17 protein-coding genes are annotated in these 15,517 nt (G+C 63.0%); 15 read left to right on the top strand and 2 right to left on the bottom strand.

Going from position 1 to position 15,517, the window contains the following annotated elements; all coding sequences use genetic code 11:
* Positions 1-11: 11 nt before the first annotated feature.
* Together HNQ39_RS20855 and HNQ39_RS20850 are read left to right on the top strand one after the other, a co-directional pair.
* Positions 12-668, top strand: coding sequence for a HEAT repeat domain-containing protein (locus HNQ39_RS20855; protein ID WP_246385968.1), 657 nt, complete (start codon positions 12-14; stop codon positions 666-668).
* Between the two features lie 184 nt (positions 669-852).
* On the top strand, positions 853-1,614 hold the full coding sequence (locus HNQ39_RS20850) for a 3-ketoacyl-ACP reductase (RefSeq protein WP_184201357.1): 762 nt from the start codon (positions 853-855) through the stop codon (positions 1,612-1,614).
* Here HNQ39_RS20850 and HNQ39_RS20845 read toward each other — a convergent pair.
* Positions 1,577-2,170 (bottom strand): DUF4291 domain-containing protein, encoded by a 594-nt coding sequence (locus HNQ39_RS20845; protein ID WP_184201354.1) that lies wholly within the window; start codon positions 2,168-2,170, stop codon positions 1,577-1,579. The genes HNQ39_RS20850 and HNQ39_RS20845 overlap by 38 nt on opposite strands.
* A 101-nt stretch (positions 2,171-2,271) precedes the next feature.
* On the opposite strand from HNQ39_RS20845, the gene HNQ39_RS20840 reads away from it, so the two are divergent.
* From HNQ39_RS20840 to HNQ39_RS20830, 3 genes are read left to right on the top strand one after another with little or no spacing between them, the layout of a single operon-like run.
* Complete coding sequence (locus HNQ39_RS20840) at positions 2,272-3,381, top strand: serine/threonine-protein kinase (protein WP_184201351.1); 1,110 nt, start codon at positions 2,272-2,274, stop codon at positions 3,379-3,381.
* 35 nt (positions 3,382-3,416) lie between these two features.
* Positions 3,417-4,376, top strand: a complete 960-nt coding sequence (locus HNQ39_RS20835; RefSeq protein ID WP_184201348.1) for a hypothetical protein — start codon at positions 3,417-3,419, stop codon at positions 4,374-4,376.
* A gap of 18 nt (positions 4,377-4,394) precedes the next feature.
* Positions 4,395-5,687 (top strand): adenylosuccinate synthetase, encoded by a 1,293-nt coding sequence (locus tag HNQ39_RS20830; protein ID WP_343075983.1) that lies wholly within the window; start codon positions 4,395-4,397, stop codon positions 5,685-5,687.
* Here the strand turns inward: HNQ39_RS20830 and HNQ39_RS20825 are convergent.
* Positions 5,650-6,288 (bottom strand): hypothetical protein, encoded by a 639-nt coding sequence (locus tag HNQ39_RS20825; RefSeq protein ID WP_184201343.1) that lies wholly within the window; start codon positions 6,286-6,288, stop codon positions 5,650-5,652. The genes HNQ39_RS20830 and HNQ39_RS20825 overlap by 38 nt on opposite strands.
* Before the next feature lie 101 nt (positions 6,289-6,389).
* Between HNQ39_RS20825 and HNQ39_RS20820 the strand changes: the two genes are divergently transcribed.
* From HNQ39_RS20820 to HNQ39_RS20775, 10 genes are all read left to right on the top strand, one after another.
* Complete coding sequence (locus HNQ39_RS20820; protein ID WP_184201340.1) at positions 6,390-7,475, top strand: multiheme c-type cytochrome; 1,086 nt, start codon at positions 6,390-6,392, stop codon at positions 7,473-7,475.
* Positions 7,472-8,593 (top strand): multiheme c-type cytochrome, encoded by a 1,122-nt coding sequence (locus HNQ39_RS20815; RefSeq protein WP_184201337.1) that lies wholly within the window; start codon positions 7,472-7,474, stop codon positions 8,591-8,593. Before HNQ39_RS20820 ends, HNQ39_RS20815 begins: the two co-directional genes overlap by 4 nt.
* Before the next feature lie 9 nt (positions 8,594-8,602).
* A complete protein-coding gene (locus tag HNQ39_RS20810) occupies positions 8,603-9,697 on the top strand; it encodes a multiheme c-type cytochrome (protein ID WP_184201334.1) in 1,095 nt (364 codons plus the stop codon).
* Entirely contained in the window at positions 9,694-10,788 is a 1,095-nt protein-coding gene (locus tag HNQ39_RS20805; protein ID WP_184201331.1) for a multiheme c-type cytochrome, read from the top strand. Before HNQ39_RS20810 ends, HNQ39_RS20805 begins: the two co-directional genes overlap by 4 nt.
* 19 nt (positions 10,789-10,807) lie before the next feature.
* A complete protein-coding gene (locus HNQ39_RS20800; protein WP_184201328.1) occupies positions 10,808-11,899 on the top strand; it encodes a multiheme c-type cytochrome in 1,092 nt (363 codons plus the stop codon).
* 9 nt (positions 11,900-11,908) lie between these two features.
* Positions 11,909-12,928, top strand: coding sequence for a tRNA dihydrouridine synthase DusB (dusB, locus tag HNQ39_RS20795; protein ID WP_184201325.1), 1,020 nt, complete (start codon positions 11,909-11,911; stop codon positions 12,926-12,928).
* 73 nt (positions 12,929-13,001) lie between these two features.
* Complete coding sequence (locus HNQ39_RS20790) at positions 13,002-13,907, top strand: ankyrin repeat domain-containing protein (RefSeq protein WP_184201322.1); 906 nt, start codon at positions 13,002-13,004, stop codon at positions 13,905-13,907.
* A 21-nt stretch (positions 13,908-13,928) separates the two neighbouring features.
* The gene (locus HNQ39_RS20785) at positions 13,929-14,237 is read left to right on the top strand and encodes a hypothetical protein (RefSeq protein WP_184201319.1); all 309 of its coding nucleotides are present in this window, start codon (positions 13,929-13,931) and stop codon (positions 14,235-14,237) included.
* A gap of 15 nt (positions 14,238-14,252) precedes the next feature.
* Positions 14,253-15,086 carry a hypothetical protein gene (locus tag HNQ39_RS20780; protein WP_184201317.1) on the top strand — a complete coding sequence of 278 codons (834 nt, stop codon included), beginning with the start codon at positions 14,253-14,255 and terminating at the stop codon, positions 15,084-15,086.
* Between the two features lie 11 nt (positions 15,087-15,097).
* Entirely contained in the window at positions 15,098-15,508 is a 411-nt protein-coding gene (locus HNQ39_RS20775; protein WP_184201313.1) for a DUF4288 domain-containing protein, read from the top strand.
* Positions 15,509-15,517 lie beyond the last annotated feature (9 nt).

Raw genomic sequence — 15,517 nt, 5'->3', positions numbered from 1 at the left:
CGTCAGTGGCGATGGTCAAGAATTGGATCGAGCGCTGTCGTCACTGGAACCCGTTTATTTCTGTGCGTGCACTTGAGGCTGCACGAAGTGCGGTTCGTCGTGCCCGTCAACGGGCAAGCGATGACGACTTAAGTCCATTGGTTGCACTTTTGGATTTCCCCGATGAGTGGATTGTCGGAGAGGCGGCACGCGGGATCTCCAAATTAGGTGGAGAAGAAGCGGTTGGTGCTCTCATAACCCACCTCGAAAATCCCGAACCACTCAATGTGGCAAAGGTGGCATGGGCGTTGGGACGCCTTCGAGCACCAGAGGCGGTCGAAGTGCTGCGTAAACATGCACGGCGTGGTGTGCCCGATGCTGTCCGATCTCTTGGGCTAATTGGGGACAACGCAGCCGTTCCCACGCTTGTTGCTCTTTTAGAGAGTGGACTTGTTGTCGGCAAAGACTCGCCACTCTTGAAGGAGATTTTTCAGGCACTTCGCCGACTACCAGATATTCGGGCACTTCCTGTGCTTACGCGGTATTGGACGATCTACGGCGAGATTGCCAAGCAACGATATGATGTCTGGGGGCAAAAGGATGCCGAGGAATTGGTGCTGGTTCTAGGCGAAGTTGGTGACGAGTGTGTTCTGGCAGAACTGGAACGGATTCATAGTGAATTTGTATAGGCACGTCCTGCCATGAATCAAAAGCACCGGGATGACAACGTAGGACGACGCTATTGGTCGAGCCAGTTGCCTCTAGGAAATTACCGCAATCCCGAGTATCTTGCAGCGATGGAAGTTGCAATTTGTCGTCTCCGTAAGCGACTGAGTTTGGATCGATGGAAGCAAGGAATGGAAAAGAAACGAAGTGAATAATCGACAAGTGGCGCTGGTGACCGGCGCGGGGCGTGGGATTGGGCGCGGGATCGCCATTGAGCTGGGTAAGCTCGGGTGGTTCGTGGTGGTGAACTACGCCGGCAACGCCGCAGCCGCCGACGAGTGCGTCGCGCTGGTGCGGGAGGCTGGAGGCGAGGCGATTGCGGTGCGCGCCGATGTTTCGGTAGCGGAAGATCGCGACCGGCTTGTGAACGCGACTCTGGGCGTGGCGGATCGGATCGACTTGCTGGTCAACAACGCGGGGGTCGCGCCGAGCGTCCGTGCCGATGTACTGGAGGCGAGCGAGGAGAGCTTCGACAGGCTGATGAGCATCAACCTCAAGGGGCCGTACTTTCTGACGCAGCGTGTCGCCAAGGAGATGATCGGACGTGGTACGGGTGGCCAGATCATCACGGTCTCGTCGATCTCTGCGTTTACGGCATCGGTGAACCGGGGGGACTACTGCATCTCCAAGGCGGGGCTGGGAATGACCACCGCGCTCTGGGCGGCGCGGCTGGCGGAGTACGGGATTCGGGTCTATGAGCTGCGGCCCGGCGTGATCGCCACCGACATGACGGCGGGCGTGAAAGAAAAGTACGACAGCGCGATTGCGGGCGGCGCGTGGCCGATTCGCCGCTGGGGCCTCCCCGAGGACATCGGGCGCGCGGTCGCCGCCATCGCCCGCGGGGACTTTCCCTTCTCAACGGGAGAAGTTATCAATATCGATGGCGGCTTCCATCTTCGGACACTCTAGGTTCGTAGACCCGTTCGCGAGGCAGGAGCTTGAGGGCAGCAGCGGCGCTGCCCGCTTGGATTAGCTTGTGGAGCTTGCGCACGAGCGGGGTTTTGTCGTCAATTCCCACGATCCAGTCGTCGGTGTAGCGCTGGATTAGGTTTCGGCTGAGGCCGACTTGGATGGAGAAGTAGGGCAGGGCAGCGCCGCGCAGGCTGCGCTCCGGGTCCCACTGGACATGAACCTTCGCGGCTGCAAAGGCGGTGCGCCAGCTGTCCGGGTTGGGCCAGAGCGCGGGCTCGGGGTGGGTGAGGACGCCCAGCGCGAGGGCTTCTTCCCAGCCGGCGCGCTTGATGCGGATCGCGAGGATGCGCTCCTGCCCCGACTTCTGGCCCCAGTTGCTCCGCTCCATGAGCCACAAGAACGACGGCTTGATCCAGGTCATGCGCTGGAACGAGAACGGCGCGACAAAGGTCTGGGCCGCTAGAGCCGCATCGGCGATGGTGTCGTTGTAGGCCTGGTAGACCGTGATGGTCTCTTTGTCGTAGGTGGCGCGGATCGCATAGAGCTCGGGCATGGCAGTGCTCTATCGAGACACCTACACCAAGCGCTAAAATATACCAAAAATACTATGGCGGAATCCTAAAAATGCGATAAATTGTGATTGTGACAATAACTATGCGAGAAAACCTGGAGACACTTAAGTTCCACCTGGAGCAGGTCACGTGCCCGGAGCAAGTCTTTGGCCGGCTTGAGGGCTACAGCGCCACGACCCTACGCCAGGCGCTCTCGGAGGTCTTTCGATCCCTGGCCAAGAACTGCCACCCGGATCGCGTCCCTGAGAGCGACCAGGCCCTGGCAGCGGAGGTCTTTCGCTTGCTCAACTCCTGGCGCGGGCAGGCGGAGCGCAAGCTGGAGCTGGAGACCTACGGCGACCAGAAGCCGCTGTTCGAGCCGCAGGAGCTCTTCCTGGGCGATGAGCTCCTCACGCTCACGGGAATCCACGCGGCAGGGCTGGTGAGCACGGTCTACGAGGCGCACTTCACCGCCGCCGTGCCGGGGCAGCGCGTCTTTGCCAAGGTCTGTCGTGAGCCAGCGGACAACGACCTGCTGGAGCGTGAGTTCCAGGCGCTACGGGTGCTCCACACGCCCCACCGGGACCCTGTTGTCGAGCGGGAGTTCTACGCCAAGCAGCGCGCCTATGTCCCCGTCTCCTACGCCCACTTCACGGTTGCCGGGCTTGCGGGGGGGCGTCAAGCGGTGAATCTCCTCTCGGTTCCTGAGGGACGCTGCTTCACCGCGCAGCAGCTTCGCGATGAGAAATTCCAGGTGGGGGTCGAGCCAAGGCAGGTCTGGTGGATCCTGCGGCGGCTGTTTCTGACCCTCTGGCTCGCGCATCTCAAGGGCTACGCCCACGGCGCGGTCACTCCCGATCACCTCCTGATCTACCCCGAGGCACACGGGATTGTACTCCTCGACTGGACCTGCGCGAGCCGCCTCGGGCACGAGCCGGTTCCCGTCTACGATGCATCCTGGAAAGGGTTCGCACCGCCGGAGCTCCTCAGTCGCGCCCCTGCCAGCACCAGCAGTGATCTCTTTCAAGCGGCCAAGACCGCACTCTATCTCCTGGGAGATTATGCAACGACCCTCGATGCGCCCCTGCAGCGCTTCCTGGAGCAGTGCACCCTCCCCGACCCAACGCGGCGCCTCTCCGACGCCGAACGAGCCCACGAGAGCCTCGGTACTCTCCTGGGGAATCGTCGTTTTGCCGAGTTTATCGTTCCTTAGCTTTCCCTGATATCTAGGGAAAGGGGGCAATTACTATGGGATCTGGATACTTTGATACCGTCAGCTACAGCGCCCGCGCCGCGGCTCGGGCAGCAACGGGAACCTCGCTCTTTACGCACAGTGGCTTGCACAAGAAGATGGACGTTCGTGACAAGCTCTACCGGGAGTCGCGCGACAACGCCGACAGCCCGCTCTCCTTTCCGATCGCCGTGATGTTCGATGTCACGGGCTCGATGCGCGATATCCCGAACTACCTCCAAAAAGAGCTGGGCAAGCTCATGGGCTTTGTCCTCAAGGAGAGCATTGTCGCCAACCCACAGCTCTGCTTTGGCGCGGTCGGGGATGCCTTCTGCGACTCCGCTCCGCTCCAGATGGGGGAGTTTGAGGCCGACGATGCCTTGGTGGAGACGTGCCTCTCGCAGATCTACCTGGAGGGCGGTGGTGGCGGAACCCACGAGGAGTCATACGACCTGGCGCTGTACTTCTTCGCCCGCCATGTCCAGACCGATGCCTGGGAGAAGCGCGGCACAAAAGGCGCTCTCTTTCTGATCGGCGACGAGAACTACTATAAAAACGTCAGCCGCGATGCCGTGAAGAACTGGCTGGGCGAGGAGATCGGGCAGGACATCCCGACCGCCCAGCTCGCCGAGGAGCTGCAGCGGCGCTGGAATGTCTTTCTGATCCGTCCCGGTGGCACGTACCACTTCGACGACAAGGGGATCGAGCAGTCCTGGAAAGAGCTACTGCCCGCACAGCACGTCATCCGAGCCGCCGAGCGTGAGCAGATCGTCCCCCAGCTCGCCATGACGATCGGGGCGCTGGCGGGGCGGACGGTCACAGACTCGGCGATAGCGCTCAAGAAGCATGGCTTCGATGCCGGACGCGTGGCGGCGGCGGCGAGCTCGCTTGGGACCATCGCCCCCGGAAGCCTCGTGCCGGTGGCGAGCAACGCGCTGGTGGGGCTGGAGGGCGGCGGTCGCGCCGTTCGTCTCTAGACCACACACCAGGCCCTCATTGTCACGGACCTCCTCTTTGGTGACAGTGGGAAAGGGACCATGGTCGACTGGGCGACCCGGGAGCTTGCCGCTTCCGGGCGCCTCCCCCTGATTGTCCGCCACAGCGGCGGCGCACAGGCGGCCCATGCCGTCCTGACCCCTGATGGCAGAGCGCACACCTTCCAGCAGCTTGGCTCGGGGAGCTTTGTCCCAGGCGTGCGAACCTACCTCTCGGAGCACATGCTGGTCAATCCGCTCACGCTGTTTTGGGAGAGCGAGCTGCTGAGAGCCGTGGGGGTTACGGACGCTCTAAGCCGCCTGATCCTGCACCCAGATGCGTTGGTGACGACACCCTGGCACATGGCCGCCAACCGCTACAGAGAGCAGCGGCGCGGGGCTGGTCGGCATGGCTCCTGCGGGCTGGGGATTGGGGAGACCCAGGCAGAAGCGCTCGCTGTCCCCGACGATGCCCTGCGGGTGCGGGACCTACTCAACCCCAGGACTCTCCCGGAGCGCCTGAACCGGCACCGTGCCCGCAAGCATGCCGAGTGTCCCGGCTTAGTCATGGAGGCGGAGGACGAAGAGGCGGAGGCGTGGATCGCGCTCTGCCAGGGGCTCCTGGGCAGTGCGACCGTGGCCGATCCTGGCTTTCTCCTGCGGCACCTGCGCAACCCGGCGGCGGCGACGGTCTTTGAAGGGGCGCAGGGGGTCCTGCTCGACGAGTGGCGCGGGTTTCATCCCTACACCACCTGGTCGACTGTCACGACAGAGAATGCCTACCGCTTGCTCGAAGGAAGTGGGGCGCAGGTCGTATCGCTGGGGGTGATCCGCGGCTACGCGACACGCCACGGTGCCGGGCCGTTTCCTACCGAAGATGCGGCGCTGACCACTACCCTCCCCGACGATACCAACCCGGAGAATCCGTGGCAGGGGGCACTGCGGGTCGGGTGGCCCGATCTGGAGCTCCTGCGCTATAGCCTCAGGGTCGCGGGGCGCGTGGAATGCCTGGCGGTGACCTGTCTCGATCGCATGGAGGCAGCGGGTGCGGAATGGAAGGTGGGGGATGGCTACGAGAATCTGACGCTGAGTCCTGGCCCGTGGCAGGATCTTGGCTACCAGGAATCGCTGACGGAGTCGCTTCGGAGCGCCCGCCCACTCTATAAAACCTGGGCCGGCTCGGCGGAGGCACATGCAGTGGCGCTCGCGGCGGCGCTGGAGAGGCCACTCGCCGTCACCTCGTGGGGGAAGACGGCGAGCGACAAGCGTGGCGTGGCTAGAGCTCTACCTTGGCCTTGCCATTGGCAAACGTGAACTTGAGGACCGTCCCATTGGGGAGCTGGGTATCGTCGGCATCGAAGCTCAGTCGGCCACTGGCGGAGTTGGACGAGGGCGCGGTCGTGATAATATCGCGGGCCGAGCTAAACCCGGAGCCCGAGAACGTGATATTGGAGACCTCGACCGTGGCTGTCGTGCGGTAGATATTGGTGGTGCCGTCGCGGGTAAAGGTCACCGGGCCGGCATAGGTCGCCGAGGACTCCGTGAAGCGGCTGCCGTCGCCGTCGGAGAGCCGGATCTGGAGGGTGATATTGCTCAGCGTGAACGCGGCGGGGTAGCTCGCGCCGCTGGGCATGTCCACCTGGATCGCTTGGTCGAGGCTCTGGCGCAGGCGCAGGGTCTTGAGCTGGCTGACCTGGGGCAGGTCGCGGTCGGGGAAGGTGACACTGCGGCTGACGTTGCCCGAGATCACCGCGCGGCCCGAGCCCACAGTTGCATTGACATTAGAGCCATTGAGCTGTGCCAGATTGTCGATCTCGGGGATGGCGGAGTTAATTGCATTGTTGACCGCACCACAGCCACTCAGGGCCACGCACGCCACACCAAGCATCGAGAAACCAAATTTTTTCATGTCCATAGACTCCATTATCGGGTAGATAGGTTAGGAGAAATATACCAAATGCGCTCTGAGCCAACCAGTGGGATAGCTCACTCTCCATTTTTCGGTAGAATACGGGCATGACCTGGCGTGTGCTCTGTGGGATCGCCCCGATTTTGGTGTTGCTACTCGCCGCCTGTACACCCAAGGCTCCCGAGCCCCCCGCTCCCAGCGCTCCCGTGGCGACTCCAGACCCGGCCTCCCTGGAACCCACACTCTTCATGGGCAACGCCGCTTGCAAGCCGTGCCACGCCGCAGAGTTCACGAGCCACGCGCACACCAAGCACATGCAGACCCTCCACGAGGCCACGCAGGAAGACCTGGGGGAGCTCGCACCCACACCTGGTGCCGTCCCCGGGGGCGGCACCTTCACCCTTGAGCAGGGCCGCTTCCACGCCGACTCACCCATCGCACTGAAGCCAGGGGAGCGGGTTCCCTTGAGCGTCGTGCTGGGCTCGGGTAAGACCGGGATGACCTTTATGGCGCTCTTTACGGAGACCGGCGCGGAGATTCGCCAGAGCTACTTCCCCCACGAGAAAAAGTGGTTTCTGACGCCGGGGCAGGAGCGGGCGCAGGAGGGCCACAACGGGCGCATCTACACCAAGGATGCCACGATGCAGTGCCTCACCTGCCACTGTGTGACCCTTCCCCAGAGCCGCCTCCTGCCGGAGCGCCGTTTCTTCGGGGTGGGGTGTGAGTCTTGCCACGGTCCGGGAAGCGAGCATGTGGTGGCGATGCAAAAGGGCGACAAGTCCAAGGGCGTCCTGCTCACCGCTCTCCGTGGTGTCGGGGGCAAGCGCCTCAACGAGGCCTGTGGGACCTGCCACCGCACCCCCAGCGATGTCGCGGCGATGGATGCGGGGGCACGCGAGATGACCCAGCGTTTCCAGCCGTACGGTCTTTCGTTGAGTAAGTGCTTCCAGAAGTCTGCGGACAAGCTAAGCTGCGTGACATGCCACAACCCGCACGAGGACGCGTCTACGGATACGAAGCAGTACGAGGCGGTCTGTGTCTCGTGCCACGCCGCGCCCAAGAAAGCCTGCCCAGTGAATCCCAAGGAGAAGTGTGTCTCCTGCCACATGCCCACGCGCCGTATCTTTAACACGGCCAAGAGCGAGATTCCCATCGCCATGGCCGATCACTTTATCCGAGTTTTCAAAAAATGACGTTTCGATCCCTCCGTGTGTTTCTTGCCTTGCTTCTCCCCATGGCTGTACTCGTGGTCGCCGCTTGTACTCCCACGGCCTCGGATACCCCAAGCGCGTCGAGCGGCAAGGGCTGGGGGGAGGGGGCCACGGCGAGTAGTGCCGTGGCGACCAATCCCTATGTCGGCAACGACTCCTGTAAAGCGTGCCACTCTGCGGAGTTTTCGATGCACGCCCCCACCAAGCACATGCAGACCCTGCGTCCCGCGACACAAGCGGCTCTGGGCGAGCTGGCCCCTCCGGCGGGGCCGCTTCCTGGGGCGGGGGAGCTTGCGTGGGACCAGGGGCAGCTCACCCTGATCGCGCCAAGCAAGGACAACGGCGAGCCTGTGCCCGTCCCTCTGGATCTCGTGCTGGGCTCGGGGAAGACGGGGCTGACCTTCCTGGCGGTGCACGACCAGGGCAGTGTGGAGATTCGCCAGAGCTACTTTCCTCACACCAAGAACTTTATTGTTACCCCCAGCCAGGAGACCTTTGAGAGCACGGTTGTGGGCCAGTCTCACAGTGTCGCCGAGACCCGCCGCTGTGTGGGGTGTCATACCGTCCCTGGCTCCACCGAGCTCCTGCCCGAGCGGAAGTTCTTTGGCGTGGGGTGCGAGTCGTGCCACGGGCCGGGCCGCGAGCATGTCACGGCGATGGAGACGGGCGACAAGTCCAAGGGGCTGCGTCTTCCCACTCTCTCGGGGATCGGCGGCGCACGCCTCAACGAGGTCTGCGGAAAGTGCCACCAGACCGCCAAGACCGTCGCGGAGAACAACCTGCCCAAGGACTCCACCCAGCGTTTCCAGCCGTACGGTCTTTCGCTGAGCAAGTGCTTTCAGAAATCTGCGGACAAGCTAAGCTGCGTGACATGCCACAACCCGCACGAGGATGCGTCGACCGACACGAAGCAGTACGAGGCGGTCTGTGTCTCGTGCCACTCCGCGCCCAAGAAAGCCTGCCCCGTGAATCCCAAGGAGAAGTGCGTCTCCTGCCACATGCCCACGCGGCGGCTGTTCCCCAAGGACAAGAGTGCCATTCCCATCGCCATGGCGGATCACTTCATCCGGGTCTTCCGCGAGAGCCAAAAAACACGGTAAAATCCCCCCATGATCTGGCGTCTGCTTGGCCCCTTGGCCCTCCTGGTGTGCCTGCTTCTGGCTCCGGGTTGCCAACAAGAAGCGCCGCCCGTGGCCTCTCCGACACCGCTCCCCACCGCCGCGCCCCCAGTGGCGGAGACGGCGGCGAGCCTGAGTGCTCTCGACGAGGCAGAGTTTGTTGGGACTCCCGCGTGTAGCCCCTGCCATGCCGAGCTCGCCAAGACCCATGGAGAAAGCCGGCACATGCGGACCCTGCGCCGCGCCGTGGAGGGCGAGCTGGGAGAGCTCACTCCGCCCGTGGGGAAGATCCCTGGAACCCCGTTTTCCCTCAAGCGTGCCGAGGGACGGTTTGTGCTGGCAGGAGGCAAGGTTGCCCTGCCACTTCATTTGGCCTTTGGCTCGGGGAAGACCGGAGTTACCTACGCGACCGCCTTTGCGGATGGCACCCTGACCGAGCTCCACAAGAGCTACTTTGTCTCCACCAAGACCTGGTACACCACGCCCGGCCAGGAAAAAGTCCCCAGCACCGCGCCGGGGGACCATGTCCCTGGGGCGATTGCTCGCAAGTGTGTCCTCTGCCACGCCGTCACCCTGCCGCCGGATCGGCTGGGACTGGAGAAGCGCTTTATCGGGGTCGGCTGTGAGGCGTGCCACGGCCCCGGAAGCGCCCATGTCGCCGCTGCAGAAGCGGGGAAGCCGAGCAAGGCACTGATCGAAGGACTCAAGGCCGCCCCTGGCTCGGTCGTGCTGGAGACCTGTGGGAAGTGCCACCGAACCGCCGCCACTATCGACCGCAACGATCCGGTGAGCTCTCAGCAAACCCAGCGTTTCCAGCCGTATGGTCTCTCGTTGAGTAAGTGCTTTCAGAAATCTGCGGACAAGCTAAGCTGCGTGACATGCCACAACCCGCACGAGGACGCGTCTACGGATACGAAGCGCTACGAGGCGGTCTGTGTCTCGTGCCATGCCGCGCCCAAGACCGTCTGCCCCGTGAATCCCAAGGAGAAGTGCGTCTCCTGCCACATGCCCACGCGCCAGGTGTTTGCGGGAACCACCATCCCCACCAAAATGGCCGATCACTTTATTCGGGTCTTTAAGAAATGAGAGCCGGGGCTCGCCTCGGGGCGCTGGCTCTACCCCTGCTCCTGCTCGCCTTTGCCGCCTGCACCCCGAGCGCCCCCGAGCCGGGAGGTGAAGCGGGCGGAAAGGGCTGGGGCACCGAGCCCTCCGTGGCGGCAACCGCATCGGGCTTCGTCGGCAATGATGCTTGCAAGCCGTGCCACGAAACCGAGTTTGCCAGCCACGCACACACCCGTCACATGCAGACCCTCCGCGAGGGGACGCAGGCGGCACTGGGACCGCTCGCGCCTCCCGCCGGACCGATTCCGGGCGCGGGGGGCGAGGTGACCTGGGACCAAGGCCAGCTAACCGTGATCGTCCCAAACAAAGACACGGGGGCGCCCGTTCCGGTCCCCATTGATCTCGTGCTGGGCTCGGGGAAGACCGGAATGACCTGCCTCGCGGTTCATGATCAAGGCAGTGTCGAGTTGCGCAAGAGCTACTTTCCCCCGGAGAAAAAGTGGTTCTTCACGCCGGGGATGGAGCGCTACGAAAAAAACGTGGTCGCCGCGAGCCTGAGTGCGCCGGAGACGGTCAAGTGCATTGCGTGCCACGCGGTCTCCCCGCCCGATGCCCCGCTTCTACCGGAGCGCCGTTTCTTCGGGGTGGGCTGCGAGTCCTGCCACGGGCCGGGCGGTGCACACGCCACCGCCATGCAAAAGGGCGATAAGTCCAAGGGGCTCCTGCTCACGGCTCTTCGTGGTGTTGGCGGGAAGAAAGTGAGCGCGGTCTGCGGCAAGTGCCACCAGACCCTGGAGTCGATCACCCAAGATAACCTCTCCAAGACCGCAACCAATCGCTTCCAGCCGTACGGTCTCTCGCTGAGCAAGTGCTTCCAGAAGTCCGACGACAAGCTGAGCTGCGTGACATGCCACAACCCGCACGAGGACGCGTCTACGGATACGAAGCAGTACGAGGCGGTCTGTGTCTCGTGCCATGCCGCGCCTAAGAAAGCCTGCCCGGTGAATCCCAAGGAGAAGTGCGTGTCTTGCCACATGCCCACGCGCTCGGCGTTTGCCAATGCGGAGTTTTCCGTGAGCATGGCCGACCACTTTATCCGGGTTTTTCGGAAGTAGAGTATACTAAGCGACGTCAATGATGCCTCCTCGTACCCTTGTCCCCGCAGCCCTTCTTCCGCTCATTGTCCTTTGGGTGGCGGCCTGTACTCCCACCACGCCGAAGTCGGAGACCGCACCGAGTCCCGCTCCCACACCCAATACGGCGCAGTTTCTCGGCAACGATGCTTGCAAGCCGTGTCACGCGGCGGAGTTTAAGAGCCATACGAATACCCGGCACATGCAGACCCTGCGAAAAGCCACCCAGTCCGAGCTGGGGGCGCTTGCGCCGCCCGCTGGTCCGCTCCCCGGTGAGAGTGCGCTGGCCTGGGAAAAAGGCCAGCTCAATGTGGTCGCGCCCGCCCAGCAGACCAATATGACGCTTGCTGCGCCCCTAGATCTTGCTTTGGGCTCGGGGAAGACGGGGATCACCTTTCTGGCTGTCGATTCTGAGGGGAGCTTGGAGCTGCGCCATAGCTACTTCCCGCACACCAAACAGTGGATCGTCACGCCGGGTCAGGAGAAGTTTGAGGCCACCTCCGTGGGCTGGATCCATCCCAAGGACGACTCCCAGCGCTGCGTCGGTTGCCATGCCGTGGTCTTGCCCCCGGACTCCTTGATGCCGGAGCGGAAGTTCTTCGGGGTGGGGTGCGAGTCTTGCCACGGTCCAGGGAGCGAGCACGTCGCGGCGATGCAAAAGGGCGATAAGTCCAAGGGCGTCCTGCTCACCGCCCTCCGCGGCACGGGGGGCAAGCGCCTCAACGAGGTCTGTGGCCGCTGTCACCGCGCCCCCGCCGATGTGGAGCACATGGACGAGCTCTCCAAGCAGGCGACTAGCCGGTTCATGCCCTACGGCCTCTCGCTGAGCCAGTGCTTCAAACAGAGCAACGACAAGCTAAGCTGCGTGACGTGCCACAACCCGCACGAGGACGCGTCTACGGACACGAAGCGCTACGAGGCGGTCTGTGTTTCGTGCCACGCCGCGCCCAAGAAAGCCTGCCCGGTGAATCCCAAGGAGAAGTGTGTCTCCTGCCACATGCCGACTGCCAAGGTCTTTCCCGGGACGAGCTTTCCGATCAAGATGGCCGATCACTTCATTCGCATTTACAAAGACGGCAAGCCCACACGATAGAATAGTGTCGTGCGAATAGATACTATTGATATCGTCCCCAATGTCATTCTGGCCCCCATGGCCGGAATCACCGCCCACCCATTCCGTGTGATCTGCAAGCAGCTCGGCGGGGTCGGGCTGGTGGTCACCGAGCTGATTAGCTCCATGGCGATCCACTACAAGAACGAGAAGACCTTCGGGATGTTCGACTGGAGCGCCGACGAGTACCCGAGCTTTTGCCAGCTCTTTGGTGCCGATCCGCAAGTAATGGCCGAGGCCGCGCGGATTGTCTGCGATGCCGGTGCCGATGGCGTGGACATCAACATGGGCTGCTGGGTGCCCAAAGTCGCCAAGACCGGCGCGGGCGCGGCGCTGCTCAAGGACATCTGCCAGGCCGAGGCCGTGGTCGATGCGGTGGTGAAGGCAGTCCCACACAAGCCGGTGACCGTCAAAGTGCGCGCGGGCTTCGACCAGCCCCATATCACGGCGATCAAGTTTGCCAAGTCCGCCGCCCAACTCGGGGCCAAGTCCATCGCGGTGCACGCACGCTTTGCCAGCCAGGGCTTCTCGGGGACAGCGGACTGGAGCATTATCGCGCGGGTCAAGGACGAAGTCGGGGACCTGATTCCCGTGGTCGGAAACGGCGATATCGAGACCCCCGAGGACGCCGCACGCATGGTGCGCGAGACCGGCTGCGATGGCGTGATGGTGGGCCGCGCGGCGCTGGGAAATCCCTGGCTCCTGAAGCAAATCGCCGACTATCTTGCCACCGGCACCTACGGCCCCGGCCCGTCTATCGAGGAGCGCTTCGCGATTGCCCGACAGCACGCGCGGCTCCAGTGCGCCCAGCAAGGCGAGAATATCGGAGTCCGCGAGCTACGCGGCCTGCTCCCGCACTACTTCAAGGGAATCCCCGGCGCCACCCGCCTGCGCGGCGTCATCACCAGCGGCGAGACCCGCACGCTCGCCCAAGTGGAGGCGACCCTCGATCAAGCGATGGAGTGGCACGAGACCCTCGGCGATAAAGAGAGCGAGATCGTTGCCCCCTAACCCCCGCCCAGCGGGGGGAAGGATTCCTCTTTGTCCCCCCGTCGGACGGGGGTTAGGGGGGGAGGATATGTAGATGAAACGGCGCTGGCTCAAACCTACTATCTGGATACTAAGTGGGATCGCGTTGCTGGTCGGCTTCGGCTGGTGGCGCTTTGTTGGTGGGCCCAAGCTTCTCTACAATGCGATTGGACAGCAGAAGTCGCTGACGGTGGGGGGGACTTCGTTGATGCTTCAGAAAGAACCCGGCGAGAGTGCGGCGAGGGTTCAGCTCCTCCTGTTACTTGGCGTGAGTCCGAACCAGCTTGATGCTTACGATGAGCAAACGCCGCTTCACAAGGCGGTTATGGCGGAGGACTTTGCCACCTGTTGGGCTCTCTTGGATGCAGGGGTGTCTCCCAATAGTCGCGATGGGTTTGAGAACACGCCCCTTCACTTGGTCATGCACCACCAAGGGGAAGAGATTCTCGAGCTTTTGCTGGCGCGTGGTGCCGATCCCAATCTCAAAAATAAGGAAGGCGCGACACCCCTGCACGGACCCTTTCAAGAGGTGGAGGAGTACCAGGGCTGGGAAGATACGGCTCTGGCACCCAAGTTTGCCCTTCTGATCAAGGCGGAAGCAAAGCTCGACCTTCGTGACAAGGACGGGCGCACGCCGCTCTACCTGGCAACCGAGTGCGGGCTTCCGCTTGTCTGTGAGCGGATGCTAGCTGCAGGAGCGGACCCCAAGGAGAAGACTCCCGATGGTGCGACACTGCTCCATGCCGCCGCAAGTGGACGCTGGGTATTCGAGGACAAGGGCAAGGTCACGCTCCTGAAGAAACTGGGGCCGCTTCTGGGGACGATCAACACGCCCGACAACGAGGGCTACACGCCGCTAGACTATGCCATCCCGGGACGGAAGTACAAAGATGGTATGGGAGTCCAAGACAATACGCTTGCGGCGCTCAAGGAACTCGGGGCTAAACCGGGAGAACCATAAAAGGCACAGGGAGAAGGACCGATGAGCTGGGCGAAGTTTGCGATTGAGGGCCTACAGCGCGGCGAGACCGTGCAGATTCGCCCCCGTGGGCACTCCATGAAAGGCCGCGTCAACGACGGGCAGTTAGTCACTGTCGCTCCCGTTGCGCTCTCGGAGCTCTCGGTGGGCGATGTGGTCCAAGTGCGCTGCAACGGCAAGGACTACCTGCATCTCATCAAGGCCATCGACGGTGAGCGGTTCCAGATCGGCAACAACCGTGGCGGGATCAACGGCTGGGTCGGCAAGCACACCATCTACGGGAAAGCGATCAAGATCGGGGAGGACGAATAGCCGTATAATCACCCCATGAAGCTCTCACGTCGTACTCTTTTGGGGGGAGTTCCCTTGCTGGCGGGCTGTGGAGGCGTAACACTGCCCGTGACAACCAGTGTCCAGGCACGCGCCCTCCTGGCGGACACGCCGCCCAGCACCCCAAACGACGGCTCGCTCCTAAGGATTATCCTCACCTGGGAGCCACCCACCACGGCCAAGGAAGACGCGGTGATTGAGTACCATGTCTGGCGCGACGACGACCTCGTTGGGGTGGCAGCGCCATCTCAGCGGGTGTTTGTGGATGGGGCGGCACCACGACCCGTTACCTACCAGCAGCCTAGTGCCGCGGGCGCGCTGGAATCACGGACACTGACCCCGACTCCGATGCCACTCTACACGCCCATGCGCTACCGGGTATCTTTCCTGGCACGCTTCGGGAGCACGGTGGAGGAGCGCCCGCTCTTACCCACGGACACCATTGCCACCGCGATCTGGTATCCCTCTGTGGACGATGCACCGCTGTTTTGGCGGTACGCACACGAAAAGGTTGGGTTTAACTTTCTCCCCGTGGTCGGGGCCAACCGCTATGTCGCCGAGCTCTCCACGACCGCGGATTTTGAATCGGTGAAGACCCTGGGGCCCGTGAGCTTCACTAGCTCCCCCGAGACGCGGGTGAGCTACGTCTTCCGAGGCACCATCGACCTCGTAGCGCTGTTCCCGCGCCTCCAGGCCCCGACCTCGCTCTACCTGCGTGTCGGCGCACGCAACGCCCAAGACAGCCCCGATGCCAGCGGGAAGCTAAGCTATCTCTACTCGCCGCCGGTAAAAGTGACGGTGGAGCAGGCACCCTCACTACCCTTTCCCTAGAGAGAAGAACGATGGCCGAAAGACGCTGGTTCGCTGTCCATGTTCTCCTCACCACCGAGTTGCTGGAGGGGGACTTGGGCTACCTCCCTGTCTGGGAGAACATCTATCTTGTCCACGCCGCCAGCCACGACGAGGCCTGGGAGCGTGCCGAACAGCTCGGGCTAGAGGAAGCGCGGGTCGGGAGTGAGGGGCTTACCTTTGACGAGAGACCGGCTCGCTGGCGGTTTGTCGGAGTTAGAAACGTCGTGGGGCTCCTGGAGGGGGCACCCCGTGATGGCGATGAGGTAACCTGGGTACAGTACTCGGTGAAAGATATGGCCGACCTGGAGAGCCTGCTCCAGGGAAGACCTGTGCGCGTTGTCTGTGAGCCGGGTGGGCTGGAGGAGAACGGGGACGCGTACCACCCGGAGCTTCTGGGGTAGGCGTTTGCA

The organism is Armatimonas rosea (genome assembly GCF_014202505.1).
In the GTDB taxonomy this organism is placed as follows: Bacteria; Armatimonadota; Armatimonadia; order Armatimonadales; family Armatimonadaceae; genus Armatimonas; species Armatimonas rosea.
This window is presented reverse-complemented; position numbering and strand designations above follow the sequence as displayed.